The sequence below is a fragment of the Streptomyces sp. NPDC104367 genome (assembly GCF_055583825.1).
Window position 1 is genome coordinate 67,451 of the sequence record NZ_JBVJND010000039.1, and the last position, 20,415, is coordinate 87,865.

Consider the following 20,415-nt stretch of genomic DNA (forward strand, 5'->3'; position numbering starts at 1 on the left):
CGGGTCAGGCCGCGTGGGCGGCGGGTCGGTCATCCCGACAGTCGCGGCAGCGGCCGGGTTCCGGAGCGCGGAAGGGACGTTCGCAGCCGTCGCAGTCCTGGAAGGGATGAGGGCGGCGACGGCCCGGCCCGACGTCCGCCGGTACCGCACGCGGTGCGGGGGCTGCCGGCATGGGCATGGGCAGCAGTTCACGGAGGCGGTAGTCGAGCACACCGGCCGGGCTTCGCATGTCCGCGGGGAGATCGGCGGTCAGCGCGCGGTGTACGAGGGCCGCCGCGACGCCACGGTCGAGCCAGGCGGTGACACCGGGGGCGAGCCGGTCCACGTCCCGCCGGGAGAGCGTGAGCCGGTCGTCGCCGCGGCGCAGCGAGGCGAGGAGGGCGACGGCTTTCTCGTGGCGTGCGCCGGGGTGGGCATCGGGGCGGGCTTCCGCCACGGGCGGAACGATCGCGGCGGAGGCCCGTTCTTCCGACATCGCGGGCGGCTCGGGTTCGGTGACGACGGGCGTGGTGCGCGTGTCGTCGCCCACCGGCAGGACGGCGGCTTGGTCGTCCTCCTGAGGTGGCTGTCGGTCGGCCACCGAGAGGCGCGCTGCCCCAGCACCTCGCGCCCTGCCACGGGCCGCGCATCCCCCGCCGGGGGTGTGATGCGCGTACGTCCGCGTGAACAGCTTCCCCGACTCGGCGCGCTCCCGGACCCGCTCCAGGTAGCCGTGCGCCTCCAACTCCCTGAGCGCGGCGGCGATCCGGGCGCGCCCCTCGGGGAACTGGTCGCTGAGGCTGCGGATGTCGACCGGGGCGCCCTCCGGCAGCGACAGGATGTGCGTGCCGAGTCCGATCGCGGTCAGCGACAACTCGCGGTGCTGGGCGAGGTGATTGCCCACGAGGACGTACTGGCCCGAGTGGTACGCACGTACGTGGGTGACACCGGAGTGGGTGGTCGTCGGCCGAATGCCGTGATTCGGGCGCGGCGCGGGGATAGGCTTCTTCTCAGCCATAAGGGAAGTTCCGTTCTTCCTCGTTGGTCAGGCCCTCGCACTGGGATTGCGCTCCCGGCGGGGGCCGAACTATGCGTCAAGTTGTGGGTGTTGCCTGAGGTGAGAGTGCCCGCCCGGCCCGCCGGAGCGCCAGCCGAACCAGCCGGTTTCACCCGCCCGTGTGACATGCGCGAGGTTTGGTTGGTTGGGTAGGTTTTTTCCCCGGGTTCTTTGGTCTTTTACCGCCCGCGTCCCCGGACCGCGCCTGACCGGAGAACCCCTCGCCGGGCTCCGGCACCGCGCTCACCGGCGGGGCGCGGGATCGAGCTCCGCCCACACGGTCTTGCACGGCGGCGGCCCGGTCCGCACGCCCCAGCGGTCCGCCAGCTCCGCCACGAGCAGCAGCCCGTAGCCGGACTCGGCGGGCTCCTCCCGGCCCGCCCGACCCGGTGCGGGCAGGCGATCTCCCCGGGTGTCCGTGATCTCGACGCGCAGCGTCCCGGTCGCCGTGACGGACAGGGAGAGACGGAAGCTCCGCCCGGACACTCGGCCGTGCAGGGCGGCGTTGGCGGCGAGTTCGGCGACCACGAGCCGGGCCGGATCCAGGGGCAGCCCCCAGTGGTCCAGTCGCTCCACCGCGAGCAGCCGGGCGAGACGAGCACCGCGCCGGGTGGCGGAGAGGGGGACCGAGAAATGGTGGAGAGGGGGGCGCACGGTTTGCTGATTCACGTGACTCAGCGTGTCCACGCGTGCGTAACTTGTGAAGGAAGGTCACCCGTGCGGACGGGGTCTGTCCGTGGGGCATCCGGTTCCGTCCGGGCTGTACCGGGTGACCGTGGACCGGCGGCGGGGTTGGACCGGAAAGAGCGCGGCGGGAGGACTGCGGACGTGAACGAGTGGGATGCGGGGCCGGAGGAGGACGAGGAAGCCGGGGCCGTGATGCGGACCGTCCAACGGCAGTTGAAGCTGTGGCGAGAGTCCGCCGGCCTCACCCAGGCCGAGTTCGGGGCGGCGATCGGGTACGGCGAGGAACAGGTGTCCTCCGTGGAGCGGGGGCGGCGGATTCCCCGCCCCGAGTACCTGGACCGCGCGGATCAGGTCCTGTCGGCGGGCGGCAGGATCGCGGCACTGAAGGAGGACCTGGCGGAGGCCCGGTACCCGAAGAAGGTGCGGGACGTGAAGCGCCTGGAGGCGGACGCGGTCGAGATCTGCTCCTACAACAACTCCGTCATCGACGGGCTGTTGCAGACCCCGGAATACGCACGCGCCGTCTTCGACTCCCGGCGGCCGCCGTTCACGGAGGATGAGCTGGAGCAGCGGGTAGCCGCGCGCATGGCGCGTCAGGCGATCATCGGCGGCCCCGCCGCACTGCCGGTCTTCAGCTTCGTTCAGTGCGAGTCGACGCTGAGGCGCCCCTACGGGGGCAGGATGGTCATGCGCAGCCAACTCGAACGCCTCTTGCAGCTGGGCCGGTTGCGGAACGTCAGCCTTCAGGTCATGCCCCTGGAACGTGAGGGGAACGCCGGGGTGGACGGTCCGTTCCGTGTGCTCAGGCTCAAGGACGGCACCACCGTGGGATACAACGAGGTTCAGCTCATCAGCCGTTCGATCGCCGAGGCGAAACTCGTTCAGATCCTCGACATCCGCTATGGCACCATCCGGTCCCAGGCTCTCAACCCCCAAGAGTCGCTGGCCTTCGTCGAGAACATGCTGGGAGACCCATGAGCTTCAAGCCCACGTCCGGGGACGGAACATCGCTCGGGTGGATAAAGAGCAGCTACAGCGGCGCGGACACCCCCTCCTGCGTCGAGGTCGCCGCGGTACCCGACTCCATCCTCGTCCGCGACTCAAAAAACCCCGTCGGCCCACGCCTCACCCTCACCCCCGCCACCTGGACGGCCTTCCTGCCGTACGCGTCCGACCACTGACGCGTGAACGCGTGTGGCCCGCACCCCGCTTCAGGGGGACGGGCCACATACGGCTCGGCTCAACTCACCTCATGTCGTGGTCCGCCTGCGGCGCGACCCCGGGCGGCGCTCGCTCGGGCGGGTCACCGCGTCCCCGGCCTCCAGCGCACTCGCCCGCCGCCGCAGCCCGAACTCCGCCAGCGCCTCCGCCAGCTTCCCGACCGACGGCTCCGGAGCCATCACGTCCACCCGCAGCCCGTGCTCCTCGGCGGTCTTCGCCGTGGCCGGGCCGATGCACGCGATCACCGTCACGTTGTGCGGCTTGCCCGCGATACCGACCAGGTTCCGCACCGTGGACGACGACGTGAACAGCACCGCGTCGAACCCGCCGCCCTTGATCGCCTCCCGCGTCTCGGCCGGCGGCGGCGAGGCGCGCACCGTCCGGTAGGCGGTCACGTCGTCCACCTCCCAGCCCAGCTCGATCAGCCCGGCGACCAGCGTCTCCGTGGCGATGTCGGCCCGCGGCAGGAAGACACGGTCGATCGGGTCGAAGACCGGGTCGTACGGCGGCCAGTCCTCCAGGAGACCGGCGGCGCTCTGCTCCCCGCTCGGCACCAGGTCCGGCTTCACGCCGAAGGCGATCAGCGCCTTGGCGGTCTGCTCGCCGACCGCGGCCACCTTGATGCCCGCGAACGCACGCGCGTCGAGCCCGTACTCCTCGAACTTCTCGCGCACGGCCTTGACCGCGTTGACCGAGGTGAAGGCGATCCACTCGTACCGTCCGGTGACGAGCCCCTTCACCGCCCGCTCCATCTGCTGGGGCGTGCGCGGCGGCTCGACGGCGATCGTCGGCACCTCGTGCGGCACGGCCCCGTACGACCGCAACTGGTCGGAGAGCGACGCCGCCTGCTCCTTCGTACGCGGCACGAGCACCTTCCAGCCGAACAGCGGCTTGGACTCGAACCACGACAACTGGTCGCGCTGTGCGGCGGCGGACCGCTCACCGACCACGGCTATCACCGGCCGGCCGCCGTCCGGCGAGGGCAGCACCTTCGCCTGCTTCAGCGTCTGCGCGATGGTGCCGAGGGTGGCCGTCCAGGTCCGCTGCCGGGTCGTGGTACCGGCGACGGTGACCGTCAGGGGCGTGTCCGGCTTGCGGCCGGCCGCGACCAGCTCCCCGGCGGCCGCGGCCACCGAGTCGAGGGACGTCGAGACCACGACCGTGCCGTCCGAGGCACCGACCTCGGTCCAGCACCGGTCCGAGGCGGTACGGGCGTCCACGAACCGGACGTCCGCGCCCTGCGCGTCCCGCAGCGGCACACCGGCGTACGCCGGCACACCGACCGCCGTGGCGACACCGGGCACGACCTCGAAAGGCACACCCGCGGCGGCGCAGGCGAGCATTTCCTCGGTCGCGTACGTATCAAGTCCCGGGTCCCCGGACACCGCACGCACGACCCGCCTGCCACCCCGCGCGGCCTCCATGACAAGATGAGCGGCATCCCGCGCGGGCGGGGTTGGAACGGTTGCTGACGCCCCGTCAACAACCTTGAGTTGAGGCGTGCCTGCGCCCGGATACGGGTCCGACGACGGATCCGGATGCGCGGGTACGACGGAGACGCCCGCCCTGGCGTGGGCCCTGATCACGTCGAGCACCTCGTGCTCGGCGACCAGGACGTCCGCGTGGGACAGTGCCTCCACGGCACGCAAGGTCAGTAGTCCCGGATCCCCGGGTCCGGCACCCAGGAAGGTGACGTGCCCGTGTTCCGGACCGGCGGGAAGAGTGGTGGGGCTCACTGTGCTCGCTCCCCCATCAGACCGGCCGCGCCCTGGGCAAGCATCTCGGTGGCGAGTTCGCGACCGAGCGCCGTCGCCTGGTCGTATGTCTCGGGCACGGGACCGGTGGTGGACAACTGCACCATCCGTGAGCCGTCGGTCGTGCCGACGACGCCACGCAGGCGCATTTCCTTGACAATCTGCCCGTCGGCCAGAAGGTCGGCCAGCGCGCCCACAGGGGCGGAGCAGCCGGCCTCCAGGGCGGCGAGCAGTGACCGCTCGGCGGTCACGGCGGCCCGGGTGAACGGGTCGTCGAGCTCTCCGAGCGCGGCGATCAGCGACGCGTTGTCCGCGACGCACTCGACCGCCAGTGCCCCCTGGCCGGGGGCGGGCAAAACAGTGTCGACCGACAGGAAGTCGGTCACCTCGTCGAGGCGGCCGATGCGGCTCAGGCCGGCCGCGGCCAGCACCACCGCATCGAGTTCGCCCTCATGGACGTATCCGATCCGGGTGTCGACGTTCCCCCGGATCGGGACGGTCTCGATGTCCAGCCCGTGCGTGCGCGCGTACCCGTTCAGCTGCGCCATGCGGCGCGGCGAACCGGTGCCGATGCGCGCCCCGCGGGGCAGGTCGGTGAACTTCAGCGCGTCCCGGGCGACGATCACGTCCCGCGGGTCCTCGCGCAGCGGTACGGCGGCCAGCGCCAGCTCCTCGGGCTGGGTGGTCGGGAGGTCCTTCAGCGAGTGAACCGCGAAGTCGACCTCGCCGCGCACCAGCGCGTCCCTGAGTGCGGTCACGAAGACGCCCGTGCCGCCGATCTGCGCGAGGTGCTCGCGGGAGGTGTCGCCGTAGGTGGTGATCTCGACGAGCTCGACGGGCCGTCCGGTCACCTGGCTCACGGCTTTCGCCACTTGCCCGGACTGGGCCATGGCGAGTCTGGATCGCCTGGTCCCCAGTCGCAGCGGATTGTCACTCATGCCGGTCGGTCCTTCTTGTCTGTGCTGTCCACGGCCCGGGAGACGGAGGCCACCGTCTCGGGGTCGAGGTCGAACAGGGTCCGCAGCGCGTCCGCGTACCCGGCACCGCCGGGCTCGGCCGCGAGCTGCTTGACCCGTACGGTCGGCGCGTGCAGCAGCTTGTCGACGACCCGGTGCACGGCCTGGCGGATCTCCCCGCGCTGGCGTTCGTCCAGGTCGGGCAGGCGGCCGTCGAGGCGCGCGATCTCACCGGCCACCACGTCGGCGGCCATGGTGCGCAGCGCGATCACGGTCGGGGTGATGTGCGCGGCCCGCTGCGCGGCGCCGAACGCGGCCACCTCGTCGGCGACGATCCGGCGGACCTGGTCGACGTCGGCGGCCATCGGGACGTCCGCCGACGCCTCGGCCAGCGACTCGATGTCCACCAGCCGCACCCCGGCCAGCCGGTGCACGGCCGCGTCGATGTCGCGGGGCATGGCGAGGTCGAGGAGGAAGAGTGCGGGCGCGGGCCGGGCGAAGCCGGCGACCGGCTCCGGCCTGCGCCGTTCGGGGATCCGGCCGATCCGGGCGGCGGTCGCGGCGAGCGCGCCGATCAGCTCGGCGTCGGCCTCGGCGTCCTCGGCCGCACGGCGGCCGGTCTCCCGGCGGTCGACGGTCCCGTTGTCCACCCAGGCCGCGTGCTGCTCCAGCTCGGCGGCGGCCATCCCGGCGACCGCGGCCTCCCCCATCACGGAGAACCCGCTCTGCGCGGCGGTGAGGTCGAGGGGGCAGTTCTCCTCGGTGCCGAGGCTCGTCGGCGCCGGTTTCGGGGCGTGCGGTACGTCGATCTCGGCGACGGGCTCACCGGTGCGCCCCTCCACGGCCGCGGCGACCGCCTCGGACGTCAGCACCAGCCCCGTCGCCCCGGTACAGGAGACGGCGACGTCGGCACGTGTCAGCTCGCCCGGCACCGAGTCCATCGGTACCGCGCGGGCCGCCACGTGCGTGTCGTCGGCGTCGTTGAGGATCTGCGCGAGCCGCTCCGCGCGGTCGTACGTCCGGTTCGCCACGACGATCTCCGCGACCCCCGCCCGCGCGAGCGTCGCGGCGGCCAGCGAGGACATCGAGCCGGCGCCGATGACCAGGGCCTTCTTGCCCTTGGCCCAGCTCTCGACGTCGGTGCCCGCGGCCAGCTGCTCCAGCCCGAAGGTGACCAGGGACTGCCCGGCGCGGTCGATCCCGGTCTCGGAGTGCGCGCGTTTGCCGACCCGCAGCCCCTGCTGGAACAGGTCGTTCATCAGCCGCCCGGCGCTGTGCAGCTCCTGCGCCCGGGCGAGGGAGTCCTTGAGCTGCCCGAGGATCTGCCCCTCGCCGACGACCATCGAGTCGAGCCCGCAGGCCACCGAGAACAGGTGGTGGACGGCCCGGTCCTCGTAGTGGACGTAGAGATAGGGGGTGAGCTCGTCGAGGCCCACCCCGCTGTGCTGGGCGAGCAGCGTGGACAGCTCGGCGACGCCGGCGTGGAACTTGTCGACGTCGGCGTAGAGCTCGATGCGGTTGCAGGTGGCGAGGATCGCGGCCTCGGTGGCCGGCTCGGCGGCGACCGTGTCCTGGACCAGCTTGACCTGGGCGTCCGCGGAGAGCGCGGCCCGCTCCAGCACGCTGACCGGGGCGCTGCGGTGGCTCAGCCCGACGACGAGGAGACTCATGCCGGCATCACGGCGGGTACGTCCCCGTCGGGCCCCTGGTCGCCTGCGTCCTGGTGCGCGGCGGCGGGCGCGACCGCGCCGTCGCTCTCCTCGCCGGCCTTGCGCTGCTCGTGGAAGGCGAGGATCTGCAGCTCGATGGAGAGGTCGACCTTGCGCACGTCGACGCCGTCCGGGACGGACAGCACGGTCGGCGCGAAGTTCAGGATGGAGGTGACCCCGGCGGCCACGAGCCGGTCGCAGACGGGCTGGGCGGCGCCGGCCGGGGTGGCGATGACACCGATGCTGACCCCGTTGTCCTGGATGATCCGCTCCAGGTCGTCGGTGTGCTGCACGGGGATGCCGGCCACCGGCTTCCCGGCCATCGCCGGGTCGGCGTCGATCAGCGCGGCGACCCGGAAACCACGGGACGCGAACCCGCCGTAGTTGGCGAGGGCGGCGCCGAGGTTGCCGATGCCGACGATGACGACCGGCCAGTCCTGGGTGAGACCGAGCTCACGGGAGATCTGGTAGACGAGATACTCGACGTCGTAGCCGACACCGCGCGTTCCGTAGGAACCCAGGTAGGAGAAGTCCTTGCGCAGCTTCGCGGAGTTGACCCCCGCGGCGGCGGCCAGTTCCTCGGAGGAGACCGTGGGGACCGAGCGCTCGGACAGTGCGGTCAGAGCGCGGAGGTACAGCGGAAGCCTGGCGACGGTGGCCTCGGGGATACCTCGGCTGCGGGTCGCCGGTCGGTGAGTTCGGCCAGTTGCCACGGTGCTCCAACGGGTTGAGCGGGGCTGCGGACGGTCACACGTACCCAGACCGCCCCGTCGACAGCAGGCTATGTCTTTGTGAACGCGTGCACAAAGATGGTGTCCGATTTGCCCGGCCAACGTGACCGGGGTCACGCACCCCCGGCGCCGTCGTGCGGAACCGGCGCACACGCGCTCACGCTCCCTCTCCGATGGGGGCAAAACCGTACACACTCCTCACGAGTCCCGCCCCCCGAAACCAAGCCGCCGTCGATCCTAGGCGACTTTGCAGCCGGTTTGGACTAGTCGGTCAGTGCCTTGCGGAGCCGTTCTTCGTTCACGCGCCAGAAGGTGTGCTGTTCACCGTCGACGAGCACGACCGGGATCTGCTCCCAGTACCGGTCGTGCAGCCCCGGGTCCTGGGTGATGTCCTTCGGCTCCCAGGGCACGCCGAGTTCGCCGCAGACCTTCTCGACCACGACCTGTGCGTCATCACACAGATGACAGCCCGGCTTACGGACGAGGGTGACCAACCGCGCACGAGGCGCGGGCGCCTTCCGGCCAAAGAGGGGACTCATGACGTCCATTGTCCCGCCCCTGGGAGGGCACCTCCGCCGCCTGCTGTGCGGCTTCTCCGCCTTGTTTAACGGCCCGGTCGCGGAGAGTTCACACCCATCCAACTCCCGTGACTCCGGAACACCCGAACAGACTGGCTATGCTCACGACATGGCCGCTCTCGGATGGCTCACTCCCCGTAGGCGCTCCGCCACGGCGCGGAGCGTGTTGGCAGGCGAGGCCTCGGCGGAGGCCGCGCGCAAGAACCAGGAAGCGACGGCGCCTCTCGACGAGGCCGCGGAACCGGAGTTCCCGGTGCTCGGCGACGACAAGGCCGCCGCGTTCTTCGACCTGGACAACACGGTGATGCAGGGCGCCGCCATCTTCCACTTCGGCCGTGGCCTGTACAAACGGAAGTTCTTCGAGACCCGCGACCTCGCCAGGTTCGCCTGGCAGCAGGCGTGGTTCCGGCTGGCCGGCGTCGAGGACCCCGAACACATGCAGGAGGCCCGCGACTCGGCCCTGTCGATCGTCAAGGGCCACCGCGTCGCGGAGCTCCAGACCATCGGCGAGGAGATCTACGACGAGTACATGGCCGAGCGCATCTGGCCCGGCACCCGCGCCCTCGCCCAGGCCCACCTGGACGCGGGCCAGAAGGTGTGGCTCGTCACCGCGGCGCCGGTGGAGATCGCCGGCGTGATCGCCCGCCGGCTGGGCCTGACCGGCGCCCTCGGCACGGTCGCCGAATCGGTGGACGGCGTCTACACCGGCAAGCTGGTCGGCGAGCCCCTGCACGGCCCGGCGAAGGCCGAGGCGGTGCGCGCCCTGGCGGCGGCCGAGGGCCTGGACCTCTCCCGCTGCGCGGCCTACAGCGACTCGCACAACGACATCCCGATGCTGTCCCTGGTCGGTCACCCGTACGCCATCAACCCGGACACGAAGCTGCGCAAGCACGCCCGCGCGATGGACTGGCGCCTGCGCGACTACCGCACGGGCCGCAAGGCCGCGAAGGTCGGCATCCCGGCGGCGGCCGGCGTCGGCGCGGTGGCCGGCGGCACCGCCGCCGCGATCGCGCTGCACCGGCGCCGGCGGTAACGGCCCGGCCCCTCTGCCCGGCCCCTCGACCCGACCCCGACCCGGCCCCGGTCCGGCGGGAGCCGGCGGGGCTGCCCTGTCGCGCGGTTCCCCGCGCCCGTCACGGAGCGCTGCCCCCGCACGCGCCCGAATTATCGCGCGGTCGCCCCAACACGCCCTCGACTCCGCCTCAACACGCACCTTTCTGATCAACAACCGATCACGCTGCGGCACTTGAACCACCCCAAATCGGTTACGGAAGCGACGCAACCGGTGATTTGAGCAACTCGGTGTAGCAGTGCCTGCACTAAGCGTTATTCTCCTCAGACGCAAACCGGTACCCCTCCGTCGCTACGACGGGTGAAAGGTCCCGCACTGCACGTGATGGAAGCTCTGCCTCTGGGAGTCCCGTGTACCCACACGTCGGGGTTGACGCCTCGGGCCTGGCTACGCTGCGCGCAACACTCGCAACGGTCAATGAGACGCTGCGCGGCCTCGTCCCCACCGCGTACGCCGTCCCCGCCTTCGCCGCCGCCCCCGTGGGCCCGTGCTACGCACTGGCCGACGGCGGCGCCGCCGTCGGCAGACGCGGCCGTACGGCCGGAACCGCCGCCGCCACCGCCCGCCGACCGGCCGCGGACAGCGACAGCGCCCGGATGATGGATCTCGTGGAGCGCGCCCAGGCCGGCGAGGCCGACGCCTTCGGCCGCCTCTACGACCAGTACAGCGACACCGTGTACCGCTACATCTACTACCGCGTCGGCGGCAAGGCGACCGCCGAGGACCTCACCAGCGAGACGTTCCTGCGCGCGCTGAGAAGGATCGGCACCTTCACCTGGCAGGGCCGCGACTTCGGCGCCTGGCTGGTGACGATCGCCCGCAACCTGGTCGCCGACCACTTCAAGTCGAGCCGCTTCCGCCTGGAGGTCACCACCGGCGAGATGCTCGACGCCAACGAGGTCGAACGCTCGCCCGAGGACTCCGTCCTGGAGTCCCTCTCCAACGCGGCCCTGCTCGACGCCGTGCGCCGGCTCAACCCCCAGCAGCAGGAGTGCGTGACGCTCCGCTTCCTCCAGGGCCTCTCGGTCGCCGAGACCGCCCGGGTGATGGGCAAGAACGAGGGCGCCATCAAGACCCTCCAGTACCGGGCCGTGCGCACCCTCGCCCGGCTCCTCCCGGACGACGCGCGCTGAATCGGCCCGCCACGGCGGGCACCCAGGGCGACGGCCAACTAACCGTCAGTGAAGGTCCGTTGACTTTCTCAGCCGATCACCGGTCGTCCGTAACCCAAGTGCCGAGCCGCTCGTTGTGCGGGATACAGGCTCCCTCTGGTCACGTCCGGCCAGGCCCCGGTCACACGATCGTGTGGGCTGGTCCCGGGCGTGCAACCCCAAGGAACCCCTGGGGAGTCGACCGTCATGACGAGAGGAGGTGCCGCCAGTGATCGCGAACGTATCAACGCACCGGCGGGCGAACGCCTTCGCCCAGGCCCTGGAGGAACAGCCCGACCGGGACCCGGCGGCCGAGCGGTCCGAGGGACCGGCGGGCGATCCACCGGCCCCGGCGGACCGGGCCGAACGGACCGATCAGGGCGAGCTGCTGGCCCTGGCGACAGGTCTCGCCGCACTGCCCAAGCCGGAGCTCGACCCCGAGGTCAAGGTCGTCCATCGGGCCCGGCTGGTGGCCGCGATGGAGGCCATGCTGGCGGAGGGCACCCTGGGCGGGGCGGCGGACGCTTCGGTACCCGAGCAGCGCGCCGGCCGGGCCAAGGGCACGCACCGGGCGAGCCCACTGGGCAAACTGCGACCGCGTTCCCGGCTCACCAAGGGGCTCGCCGCGGGCGGCCTGAGCGTCGGCGTGGCCGCCGGGGCCTTCGGCGGGGTCGCCGCCGCGAGCTCCGACTCCCTGCCCGGCGACTCGCTCTACGGCCTGAAGCGGGGCATCGAGGACTTCAAGCTCAACTATCTGTCCGACGGTGACGACCAGCGCGGCCAGACCTACCTCGACCAGGCCTCGACCCGGCTCATGGAGGCCCGCCGGCTGATGGACCGCGGCCGGGGCGGCCACCTCGACCACGAGTCGATCGGCGAGATCCGCCGCACCCTGTCCGGGATGCAGCAGGACGTCACCGAGGGCCACCGCCTGCTCCACGAGGCCTACGAGCGCGACCCGGACTCCCTGGGCCCCATCCAGGCACTGTCCGTCTTCGCCCAGTCCCACCGCGACGCCTGGGGCGCCCTGCGCGACAAGCTCCCGGTCCAGCTCGGGGACGTCAGCCGGCAGGTGTCGTCCGTCTTCGCGGCCATAGACGAGGAAGTGGCCCCGCTCCGGTCCCTGCTCCCCCAGCCCTCCCAGGGCACCGGCGGCGGCACGGGCAGGCAGGGCTCCGGCACCGCGTCCACCGGCTCCTCCGGCAGCCACCGGTCGACGGCCCCGTCGTCCTCCGGCAGCTCCTCCTCGGGCCACGACTCCGGCACCGGCAGCCCCAGCGGCTCGGCGTCCGACAGCGCCGACGACGGCCTGATCGGCGGCACCACGGGCGGCCTCCTCGACCCCCCGAAGACCGGCACGGCCACCCCGTCCCCGTCGAAGAGCGCGTCCAGCGAACCGGACGTCACCCTGCCCCCGCTCCTCCCCGGCCTCCTGCCCGGCCTGGGCATCGACAGCGAGAACACGAGCAACTAGAGCAGAGAGAGTGCACCCCCGCGCCCCCAGCCGTCTGGGGGCGCGGGGGTGTCGCATCGCGCCTCAGAAGAACACCGACCGCCGCTGCACCAGCAGCTTGTACAGCGTGTGCTGGATCTGCTCCCGCACCTGATCCGTCAGGTTGAACATCAGCATCGGATCCTCGGCCGCCTCCGGCGGATAGCCGTCCGTACGGATCGGCTCCCCGAACTGGATCGTCCACTTCGTCGGCAGCGGCACCGCCCCCAACGGCCCCAGCCAGGGAAACGTCGGCGTCAGCGGGAAGTACGGGAAGCCCAGCACCCGAGCCAGCGTCTTCGCGTTGCCGATCATCGGATAGATCTCCTCCGCCCCCACGATCGAGCAGGGGATGATCGGCGCCCCCTTCCGCAGCGCGGTCGACACGAACCCGCCCCGCCCGAACCGCTGGAGCTTGTACCGCTCGCTGAACGGCTTCCCGATGCCCTTGAACCCCTCCGGCATCACCCCGACCAGCTCACCCTGCCCCAGCAGCCGCTCCGCGTCCTCCGAGCACGCGAGCGTGTGCCCCAGCTTGCGCGCCAGCTCGTTCACGACCGGCAGCACGAAGACCAGGTCCGCCGCGAGCAGTCTGAGGTGACGATTCGCCGGATGGTGGTCGTGCACGGCGACCTGCATCATCAGCCCGTCCAGCGGCAGCGTCCCGGAGTGGTTGGCGACGATCAGCGCACCGCCCTGGGCCGGGATGTTCTCGATGCCCTTCACCTCGACACGGAAGTACTTCTCGTACACCGGCCGCAGCAACGACATCAGGACCTGGTCGGTCAGCTCCTCGTCGTAGCCGAAGTCGTCGACCTCGTAGTCCCCGGTCAGCCGCCGCCGCAGAAACGCGAGCCCGCGCGCGACACGCTGCTCCAGGCCGCCGTCGTCGTGCGGCTCCTCCACGCCCGTCCCAGGGCTCTCCCGGCTCACATGCACATCTTCCTGCGCGGGGATCCGCCCGGCGAGAGGCTCGACCTCACGCACCACCGCGCTCTCCCGCGCCCCGCTCTGCTCGCCGCCGCCCTTGCGCCGGCTCCCCGGGCCCCGGCGCCGCGCCGGCCGCTGCACGGCGGCCCCGCGGGACCGGTCGTCGTCGAACGGAATGACCTTGGCGTCCGCCATTGTTGTCGCGCTCCTCAGTTGGCGCTCTGGGTCGGGGTCTTCGCCGGCACCCCGCCGCCGCCCAGGGCGGGCAGCGCGGCGATCCGGTCGACGGTCGCGGCCACCGCCTCCGGCGGCAGCAGCCCCGGGTCCTGGGCGCTCACGAAGGCCGCGAACGTCTGCGCCGTCGTGTACTTCGGCCGGAACCCCAGCGTCTCGCGCATCTGCGCGGTGGACACCACCCGGCCGTGCGTCAGCAGCCGGATCTGCTCGGGCGAGAAGTCGCTCATGCCGAGCGTCCGCACCAGCGACCCGGCCCAGGTGACCGCGGGCAGCAGCAACGGCACGGTGGGCCGCCCCAGCCGCCGCGAACACTGCGAGAGCAGCAGCACTCCGTCGCCGGCGACGTTGAACGTGCCGCTGTTGAGCGTCCCCCGGGCCGGCTCGTGCGCGGCGATCCGCAGCACGTCGATCACGTCGTCCTCGTGCACGAACTGCAGCCGCGGGTCGTACCCGAGGACAGTGGGCAGCACGGGCAGCGAGAAGTAGGAGACGAGCGGGGTGTCGGCGGTCGGCCCGAGGATGTTGGCGAACCGCAGCACGCACACCGCCACGTCCGGCCGCCTGCGCGCGAAGCCGCGCACGTACCCCTCCACCTCCACCGCGTCCTTCGCGAACCCGCCGCTCGGCAGCGACTTCGGCGGGGTGGTCTCCGTGAAGACGGCGGGGTCCTTCGGCGCGGAACCGTACACGTTCGTACTGGACTTGATCACCAGCCGCTTCACGGCCGGCGACTTCTGGCAGGCGCCGAGCAGCTGCATCGTCCCGATGACGTTGGTCTCCTTGACCGTGGCCCGGCTCCCGCTCCCCAGCGGCGTCCCGGTCACGTCCATGTGGACGACGGTGTCCGCGCCGCTCTCGGCCAGGACGCGCGCGATGCTCGGCTGCCGGATGTCGGTCCGGATGAAGTCGGCCCCGCCCAGATGGTGCTCCGGCGTCACCGCGTCCACGGCGACGACCCGGTCCACCTCGGGGTCACGCTGGATCCGCCGTACGAACCGGCCCCCGAGCTGACGGGCCACTCCGGTAACGAGCACGACCTTCCCCAAGATCAGCGCCTTCCTTCCGCGTTCCCGTGTGCGAGCCAACTTAGCGGGTCGATGTTGCGCAGGCATGACCCCCAGCGGGCCGCGACGCGCCGCCACGGCCGGAAGAACGCGTGTGGCCCCCCACCGTACTGGTGGGGGGCCACACAGAAGCTGTCGCGGCTCGGGCCGTACTACTTCTTGTTACGGCGCTGAACGCGCGTGCGCTTCAGCAGCTTGCGGTGCTTCTTCTTGGCCATCCGCTTGCGCCGCTTCTTGATAACAGAGCCCACGACTACCCTCGCTCACTTCTCATCACTCGGTGCTGGGCGCCATGGGCCCATACGACCTACGAGGGGCTAGCCTACCCGCCCGAGCGCTGAGGTCGTAATCGAGGTGCTCCGGGTATCCCGAAACCGTCGTCAGGCGGTCTCCACCCCCACATAGCTCTCGCGAAGGTACTCGTGTACCGCTTGCTCGGGGACGCGGAAGGACCGCCCCACCCGGATCGCGGGCAGATGACCGCTGTGCACCAGCCGGTACACGGTCATCTTCGACACTCGCATCACCGCGGCGACCTCCGCCACGGTCAGGAACACGACCTCGTTCAGAGGCCTCTCGCCAGCTGCCATGACACACCTGAACCTTCCGCACTCGACGGGACACCGGCTTCCCCTTCCGGTGACTCTTCGTCGTTGCGTGCTCACTCCCCAATGTAGGGGCGGGTGATGCGAGTGGGGAAGAGGTGCACCCATCGGCGGCCTACTGTGACAGACACGCTCGATTGAGTACGTAGCGGGTAAGCGGCGTGTAGTAATCAGACCGCACCCCGTCATCAACCGGAACGGCGACGGACACGACTCCCTCGGCCTCCCCCACGAAGAGCGCGGGGTCATCCGTATCGGCGAGACCAATGGCCTCAAACCCGAGCTGACCTGCACCGCAGACCCATCCGTGGTCCCCGACCACCAGTTCCGGCAGCGGCCCTCCACCCCCCGCCGCCGCATCCAGCGCCACCCGAACCGGCAGCGGCGAATGCGTGTGCGCACCCGGCGCACAACCGGGGCGTTCACCTCCAGGTTCCCGCACCAACCCGACACCTTGTACGTAATCGAGGTTGCAGGTGCGTAGACCGAACCGGGTCGTTATGTCGACACAGCGACCCTGCGCCGGGGTGAGGACCTCACATCCCGCCGCCGACAACGCGTGCGCGAGACCTGCGTAGAAGCCGATCAGCCGGTGCGGATGCCCGGTGCCGAACAGCACGGGCGCCCGGCGCCGGGCGGCCTCCCCCACCCGCTCCGCGAAGGCGTCCAGCGCGGCCACGGTAAGTCGGGGATCGATCACATCATGCCCTGAAACACACCGCGGATCGTCCGAAACCCCACACTTGGCAGCCATCAACCGAACCAAGTCGCGCTCGCCCCAGCCGCCCAGGGGGTCGACCCCGATCAACGCACGGGGATCCCGGGCCGCGAACAGCCGATAACTCCGCAGACTCCGCTCCCGCGAGGTCCCCACCACCCCCGCCAGCCCGGCCCCCACCAGATAAGCCCGAAGCCCACCACCACTCAACACACCCGAAATCCTGACGCACCCACCCCACGAGAACCCCCAGAACCCCCGAACACCCCACAGTCGGCGTAACACCCCGCCAGCCCACCCCGCCACTTCTCAGCCCACCCCCGCCACCCACCTCTCAGCCCGTCCGGCGTTTGAGGACGAGGCCGCCAGGCCGAAAGGGGCGAGAGCGGGGGGCGAAGCAAGAGCGGGGGTCGAAGGGGGCACAGCCCCCTGGTGAGGGGACGGGTAGGGGCGGCGGGGGCGAGAACCCCCTACGCCAGCAACCCCCGCAACGGAAACACCGCACGCCGCGTCGCCAGCACAGCCTGATCCAGGCGATCAGCGGGGTCGTACCCGGCCTCCCACGCCGCCCACCCCACCGGCCACCGCCCATCCGTCATCCGCCCCGGCCCCAACTGCCGCGTCCGCGCGAACACCTCCTGCCGCCACCCCTCCGGCACCAACGCCTCCGGCGCGACCTCCCGCCCCGCGGCGATCCCCACCAGATGCGTCCACGACCGGGGCACGACATCCACCACCTCGTACCCCCCGCCCCCCAACGCGACCCACTTCCCGCCCGCGTACGCGTGCGCCAGCTCATGGCACGCCACCTGCACGGCCCGCTGCGCGTCCAGCGACACGGCCAGATGAGCCAGCGGATCCTCGAAGTGCGTGTCCGCCCCGTGCTGCGTCACCAGCACCTCCGGCCGGAAGTCGGCGATCAGCTCCGGCACGACCGCGTGGAACGCCCGCACCCACCCCGCGTCCCCGGTCCCCGCCGGCAGCGCCACGTTCACCGCGGCCCCCTCACCCGCCCCGGCCCCGACCTCCTCGGGCCAGCCGGTCTGCGGGAACAGCGTCCGGGGATGCTCGTGCAGCGAGATCGTCAGCACCCGGGGGTCCTCCCAGAACGCGGCCTGCACCCCGTCCCCGTGGTGCACGTCCACATCCACGTACGCGACCCGCTCGGCCCCGAGCTCCAGCAGCCGCGCGATGGCCAGCGCGGCGTCGTTGTAGACGCAGAACCCGGACGCCGCCCCCGGCATCGCGTGATGCAGCCCGCCCGCGAAGTTCACGGCGTGGTCGACGTCCCCCCGCCACACCGCCTCCGCCGCCCCCACCGACTGCCCGGCGATCAGCGCGGACACCTCGTGCATCCCGGCGAACGCGGGATCGTCCTCCGTGCCCAGCCCGTACGCCTGGTCGGCCGCCGCGGGATCCGCCGACGCCGCCTTGACGGCCTCGACGTAGTCCTCCCGGTGCACCAGCCGCAGCGTCGACTCCCCGGCCGGCTTCGCCGAGACCACGTCCACCGCCCGGTCGAGCCCGAAGGCACCGACCAGACTCCGGGTCAACGCCAGCCGGACCGGATCCATCGGATGGTCCGGGCCGAAGTCATAGCCCGTTACTGCCTCGTCCCACATCAGCTGTGCGCGGCCGCTCATGCCCGCCACCGTATCGGTCCTGCCTGGTCGCGAACGAACGGGCGTACACCAGCGTCACCAGCACCAACACCATCGGCACCAGCATCGCCCCGCGATAGCTCCACGCGTCTCCCAGCGCCCCCACCAACGGCGAACCGACCAGGAAACCGACGTAGTTGAAGACGTTCAGCCGGGCGATCGCCGCGTCCGAAGCGCCGGGGAACAGCCGCCCCGCCGCCGCGAAGGTCTGCGGAACCAGAACGCACAGGCCCAGCCCCAGCAGAGTGAACCCGACCATGCCGACCCACGCCCCGGGCGCCACCGCCACCACCGCGAACCCGGCGGCCGCCACCAGCGCCCCGAGCCGTACGACGGTCACGGCCCCGAACCGCCGTACCCCGAAGTCCCCGATGGCCCGCCCGACCAGCGTGGTCACCATGTACACGTTGTACGGCACGGTGGCGAGCTGCTCGCTGCTCCCCAGCACGTCCTTCAGGTACTTCGCACTCCAGTTGGAGACCGTCGAGTCGCCGATGTACGCGAAGGTCATCACCAGGCACAGCGGCAGCAGCAGCTTGAAGACGACACCGCCGCCGCCCGCGGCCGCCGCCCCGTCCTCCACCGGCGCCGGATCGCCGTCCACGTACCACCGGCTCGCCACCAGCGCGGCCGGCAGCAGCACCGCGACCACCGGCAGGTACGACACCCACAGCGCCAGGTGCCAGTGCGCCCCCACCCACGCCAGCGAGGCCCCCAGGATCCCGCCCAGGCTGTACGCGGCGTGGAAGCTGAGCATGATGCTCCGCCCGTACGTCCGCTGGAGGCTCACCCCGAGCATGTTCATCGAGGCGTCCAGCGCCCCGACCGCCAGTCCGAACACGGCCAGCGCCAGGGCCAGTTCGGCCATCAACCCGCCGGCCCCGACCCCGAGCAGCGCCAGCATCACCACGGGCTGGGACCAGCGCAGCAGCAGACTGGGGCGTATGCGCTTCACCAGCTGCTCGGTGGTGACACTGCCGACGCCGGCCAGGATCGGCACGGCGGCGAGGAAGACCGGCAGCAGCGCGTCGGAGACGCCGTACCGGTCCTGGATCGCGGGAATGCGCGTCACGAGCAGCGCGAAAGTGGCGCCCTGCGTGAAGAAGCTGAACGCCAATGAGGCCCTACCGCGCCGCAGCACATCTGTCATGGCGGCGAGCGTAGGGCCCCGGGGTACCCGTGGGTAGATCCAGCCAAAGATGAATTTCCCTCAGCTTTACCCGCGGCGGTGTCAGGCGGCCACGGCCACCCCGTGCCGCGCCCCCTTCTCGGCGGTGATCATCCGGGCCATCGGCTCGGCGGCGAGCCCGCCGCTGACCAGGATCCCGATCCCGATCGCGCTCATCAGGACGACCGAGCCGAGCCACACCATGGTGTCCACGGGCAGCGTGTACGCCCCCACGACCCGCACCACGCACTCGGCGAGCAGCACACCGCCCCACACGAGCGAGTACACCCGCTCCGCCCGCCGGAACGCGGCGGACCGGGACCGCAGCCGCTCGAAGGCCTCCGTCCTGTCCGCGTCGCCCTTCAGGATGAACGGCTTGAGCCCCTCGGTCATCATCGGCCGCCCCATCGCCACCGACACCAGGATCGCGATGCCGATGACGCTGCTGACGCCGCTGTCCTTGGCGAGCATCAGCCGCGGGTCGCCGGAGACGAAGCTCAGCGCCGACGACACCAGGTTCACCAGCAGGATGAGCCCCGCGAACGCGTTGACCCGACGCTCCCTGACCACGCTCCACACCGTCCGCAGGGCCGGCACCACACTGCTCCAGGCGAGCGCCGCGAAGGTGCTCGTCCCGAAGACGTCCTTGAAGAGGTAGTACGACCCGAGGGGCACCGCCACGTCCACGAGCAGGGGGCGGAGGTTCGCCAGCGCGCCGGACTGCTGCTGCCTGCTCCGGGACCCGGTGTTCGTCGTCTTCGTCATGCCCTCAGCTTCGCGTCCGGGCGGGGTCCCGCAGTAGGCACGATCGTCCGGAGCTCGGCATGACAATTGTCAGCCCCGCGGCACTGTCCCCGGTCATTCCAGCAGGTCGGCCAAGTGCCCCATGTCGGAGAAGAGTTGGGTGACACCCGGCAGCCGGTCGGCCGGCGTCATGGCCGTGAAGCCGTAGACGTCCATCCCGGCCGCGACCGCCGCCCGCACCCCCAGCGGACTGTCCTCGACGACCGCGCAGCGCTCCGGCGCGACCCCCATCCGCTCGGCCGCGTGGAGGAAGAGATCCGGTGCCGGCTTCCCCCGTCCCACGTCCTGCGAGCTGAAGACCCGCGACGCGTCGAACCACCGGTCCAGCCCGGTCGTCCGGTGCCCCACCCGAATCCGCTCATGGCTCCCGGACGACGCCACGCAGTAGGGCACCCCGTCCGCCGCCAGCCGCTCCAGGACCTCCGTGACCCCGGCGACGGGCTTCAGCTCGGCCTCGAAGGCGGCGAACACCCGTGCGTGGAAGACGTCGTCGAACTCGTCCGGCAGCCGCTGCCCGGTCCGCTCCTGGACGAGGTCGTGGATTCGGTGCATCGCGGATCCCATGTAGTCCTGTATCGCCTCCTCGTAGGAGGTCGGATGCCCGAGTTCGGTGAGATAGGCGGCCAGGAGCCGGTTGGAGATGGGCTCGCTGTCGACGAGGACACCGTCGTTGTCGAAGATGACGAGGTCATAGCGCATACCCCTGAGCTTAAATGCAGAAAGGCCCACGCCATACGGCGTGGGCCTTTCCCAATATTTGTTCGGCGGCGTCCTACTCTCCCACAGGGTCCCCCCTGCAGTACCATCGGCGCTGTGAGGCTTAGCTTCCGGGTTCGGAATG

At 71.3% G+C, this 20,415-nt stretch carries 21 protein-coding genes and 1 rRNA gene; 5 read left to right on the top strand and 17 right to left on the bottom strand.

Annotation, left to right across the window (positions count from 1 at the left end; genetic code table 11):
• Positions 1-4: 4 nt before the first annotated feature.
• Entirely contained in the window at positions 5-997 is a 993-nt protein-coding gene (locus ACZ619_RS39255; RefSeq protein ID WP_469609790.1) for a helix-turn-helix domain-containing protein, read from the bottom strand.
• A 282-nt stretch (positions 998-1,279) separates the two neighbouring features.
• Positions 1,280-1,705, bottom strand: a complete 426-nt coding sequence (locus ACZ619_RS39260; protein WP_469609792.1) for an ATP-binding protein — start codon at positions 1,703-1,705, stop codon at positions 1,280-1,282.
• A 159-nt stretch (positions 1,706-1,864) separates the two neighbouring features.
• On the opposite strand from ACZ619_RS39260, the gene ACZ619_RS39265 reads away from it, so the two are divergent.
• The gene (locus ACZ619_RS39265) at positions 1,865-2,701 is read left to right on the top strand and encodes a helix-turn-helix domain-containing protein (RefSeq protein WP_469609795.1); all 837 of its coding nucleotides are present in this window, start codon (positions 1,865-1,867) and stop codon (positions 2,699-2,701) included.
• Positions 2,698-2,904 (top strand): DUF397 domain-containing protein, encoded by a 207-nt coding sequence (locus ACZ619_RS39270; protein ID WP_469609797.1) that lies wholly within the window; start codon positions 2,698-2,700, stop codon positions 2,902-2,904. The genes ACZ619_RS39265 and ACZ619_RS39270 overlap by 4 nt, the downstream gene beginning before the upstream one ends.
• A 69-nt stretch (positions 2,905-2,973) precedes the next feature.
• On the opposite strand, the gene ACZ619_RS39275 is transcribed toward ACZ619_RS39270, so the two are convergent.
• The 5 genes from ACZ619_RS39275 to ACZ619_RS39295 all read right to left on the bottom strand — a co-directional run bounded on the left by ACZ619_RS39275 (position 2,974) and on the right by ACZ619_RS39295 (position 8,633).
• Positions 2,974-4,680, bottom strand: a complete 1,707-nt coding sequence (locus ACZ619_RS39275; RefSeq protein WP_469609800.1) for a bifunctional uroporphyrinogen-III C-methyltransferase/uroporphyrinogen-III synthase — start codon at positions 4,678-4,680, stop codon at positions 2,974-2,976.
• Positions 4,677-5,636 (bottom strand): hydroxymethylbilane synthase, encoded by a 960-nt coding sequence (hemC, locus tag ACZ619_RS39280; RefSeq protein ID WP_469609802.1) that lies wholly within the window; start codon positions 5,634-5,636, stop codon positions 4,677-4,679. Before hemC ends, ACZ619_RS39275 begins: the two co-directional genes overlap by 4 nt.
• Entirely contained in the window at positions 5,633-7,324 is a 1,692-nt protein-coding gene (locus ACZ619_RS39285; protein WP_469609804.1) for a glutamyl-tRNA reductase, read from the bottom strand. The genes hemC and ACZ619_RS39285 overlap by 4 nt, the downstream gene beginning before the upstream one ends.
• On the bottom strand, positions 7,321-8,076 hold the full coding sequence (locus ACZ619_RS39290) for a redox-sensing transcriptional repressor Rex (RefSeq protein WP_469609807.1): 756 nt from the start codon (positions 8,074-8,076) through the stop codon (positions 7,321-7,323). Before ACZ619_RS39290 ends, ACZ619_RS39285 begins: the two co-directional genes overlap by 4 nt.
• Positions 8,077-8,357: 281 nt before the next feature.
• Entirely contained in the window at positions 8,358-8,633 is a 276-nt protein-coding gene (locus ACZ619_RS39295) for a glutaredoxin family protein (RefSeq protein ID WP_469609809.1), read from the bottom strand.
• A 148-nt stretch (positions 8,634-8,781) separates the two neighbouring features.
• Here ACZ619_RS39295 and ACZ619_RS39300 point away from each other — a divergent pair, with 148 nt between their 5' ends.
• The 3 genes from ACZ619_RS39300 (at position 8,782) to ACZ619_RS39310 (ending at position 12,369) form a co-directional block, all read left to right on the top strand.
• Positions 8,782-9,705: an HAD family hydrolase gene (locus ACZ619_RS39300; RefSeq protein WP_469609812.1), complete on the top strand. Its 924-nt coding sequence runs from the start codon at positions 8,782-8,784 to the stop codon at positions 9,703-9,705.
• Positions 9,706-10,094: 389 nt separating this feature from the next.
• Positions 10,095-10,877, top strand: coding sequence for an ECF subfamily RNA polymerase sigma factor, BldN family (locus tag ACZ619_RS39305; RefSeq protein ID WP_469609813.1), 783 nt, complete (start codon positions 10,095-10,097; stop codon positions 10,875-10,877).
• A gap of 247 nt (positions 10,878-11,124) precedes the next feature.
• Positions 11,125-12,369 carry a DUF5667 domain-containing protein gene (locus ACZ619_RS39310; protein ID WP_469609816.1) on the top strand — a complete coding sequence of 415 codons (1,245 nt, stop codon included), beginning with the start codon at positions 11,125-11,127 and terminating at the stop codon, positions 12,367-12,369.
• A 63-nt stretch (positions 12,370-12,432) separates the two neighbouring features.
• On the opposite strand, the gene ACZ619_RS39315 is transcribed toward ACZ619_RS39310, so the two are convergent.
• The 10 genes from ACZ619_RS39315 to rrf form a co-directional block, all read right to left on the bottom strand.
• Positions 12,433-13,512 (bottom strand): lysophospholipid acyltransferase family protein, encoded by a 1,080-nt coding sequence (locus ACZ619_RS39315; protein ID WP_469609817.1) that lies wholly within the window; start codon positions 13,510-13,512, stop codon positions 12,433-12,435.
• Positions 13,513-13,526: 14 nt separating this feature from the next.
• Positions 13,527-14,600, bottom strand: coding sequence for an NAD-dependent epimerase/dehydratase family protein (locus ACZ619_RS39320; protein ID WP_469609820.1), 1,074 nt, complete (start codon positions 14,598-14,600; stop codon positions 13,527-13,529).
• A 170-nt stretch (positions 14,601-14,770) separates the two neighbouring features.
• Positions 14,771-14,869 (bottom strand): 30S ribosomal protein bS22, encoded by a 99-nt coding sequence (locus ACZ619_RS39325; RefSeq protein ID WP_003948845.1) that lies wholly within the window; start codon positions 14,867-14,869, stop codon positions 14,771-14,773.
• A gap of 129 nt (positions 14,870-14,998) precedes the next feature.
• Entirely contained in the window at positions 14,999-15,208 is a 210-nt protein-coding gene (locus tag ACZ619_RS39330) for a helix-turn-helix domain-containing protein (RefSeq protein ID WP_067299677.1), read from the bottom strand.
• Positions 15,209-15,338: 130 nt separating this feature from the next.
• Complete coding sequence (locus ACZ619_RS39335; protein WP_469609823.1) at positions 15,339-16,154, bottom strand: phosphatase; 816 nt, start codon at positions 16,152-16,154, stop codon at positions 15,339-15,341.
• A 257-nt stretch (positions 16,155-16,411) separates the two neighbouring features.
• Positions 16,412-17,584, bottom strand: coding sequence for an acetoin utilization protein AcuC (locus tag ACZ619_RS39340; RefSeq protein WP_469609825.1), 1,173 nt, complete (start codon positions 17,582-17,584; stop codon positions 16,412-16,414).
• Positions 17,535-18,752: an MFS transporter gene (locus ACZ619_RS39345; RefSeq protein ID WP_469609828.1), complete on the bottom strand. Its 1,218-nt coding sequence runs from the start codon at positions 18,750-18,752 to the stop codon at positions 17,535-17,537. Before ACZ619_RS39345 ends, ACZ619_RS39340 begins: the two co-directional genes overlap by 50 nt.
• An 81-nt stretch (positions 18,753-18,833) precedes the next feature.
• Entirely contained in the window at positions 18,834-19,535 is a 702-nt protein-coding gene (locus tag ACZ619_RS39350; protein ID WP_469609830.1) for a VC0807 family protein, read from the bottom strand.
• Between the two features lie 93 nt (positions 19,536-19,628).
• Positions 19,629-20,273 carry an HAD family hydrolase gene (locus tag ACZ619_RS39355; RefSeq protein ID WP_469609832.1) on the bottom strand — a complete coding sequence of 215 codons (645 nt, stop codon included), beginning with the start codon at positions 20,271-20,273 and terminating at the stop codon, positions 19,629-19,631.
• Positions 20,274-20,333: 60 nt separating this feature from the next.
• Positions 20,334-20,415 (bottom strand): 5S ribosomal RNA (gene rrf, locus ACZ619_RS39360); the annotation flags it as partial.

Coding starts and splice junctions, on each gene's coding strand:
- ACZ619_RS39255 (WP_469609790.1), bottom strand. CDS start 997: ATGGCTGAGAAGAAGCCTATCCCCGCGCCGCGCCCGAATCACGGCATT.
- ACZ619_RS39270 (WP_469609797.1), top strand. CDS start 2,698: ATGAGCTTCAAGCCCACGTCCGGGGACGGAACATCGCTCGGGTGGATA.
- hemC (WP_469609802.1), bottom strand. CDS start 5,636: ATGAGTGACAATCCGCTGCGACTGGGGACCAGGCGATCCAGACTCGCC.
- ACZ619_RS39285 (WP_469609804.1), bottom strand. CDS start 7,324: ATGAGTCTCCTCGTCGTCGGGCTGAGCCACCGCAGCGCCCCGGTCAGC.
- ACZ619_RS39295 (WP_469609809.1), bottom strand. CDS start 8,633: ATGAGTCCCCTCTTTGGCCGGAAGGCGCCCGCGCCTCGTGCGCGGTTG.
- ACZ619_RS39300 (WP_469609812.1), top strand. CDS start 8,782: ATGGCCGCTCTCGGATGGCTCACTCCCCGTAGGCGCTCCGCCACGGCG.
- ACZ619_RS39315 (WP_469609817.1), bottom strand. CDS start 13,512: ATGGCGGACGCCAAGGTCATTCCGTTCGACGACGACCGGTCCCGCGGG.
- ACZ619_RS39330 (WP_067299677.1), bottom strand. CDS start 15,208: ATGGCAGCTGGCGAGAGGCCTCTGAACGAGGTCGTGTTCCTGACCGTG.
- ACZ619_RS39340 (WP_469609825.1), bottom strand. CDS start 17,584: ATGAGCGGCCGCGCACAGCTGATGTGGGACGAGGCAGTAACGGGCTAT.
- ACZ619_RS39345 (WP_469609828.1), bottom strand. CDS start 18,752: ATGACAGATGTGCTGCGGCGCGGTAGGGCCTCATTGGCGTTCAGCTTC.
- ACZ619_RS39350 (WP_469609830.1), bottom strand. CDS start 19,535: ATGACGAAGACGACGAACACCGGGTCCCGGAGCAGGCAGCAGCAGTCC.
- ACZ619_RS39355 (WP_469609832.1), bottom strand. CDS start 20,273: ATGCGCTATGACCTCGTCATCTTCGACAACGACGGTGTCCTCGTCGAC.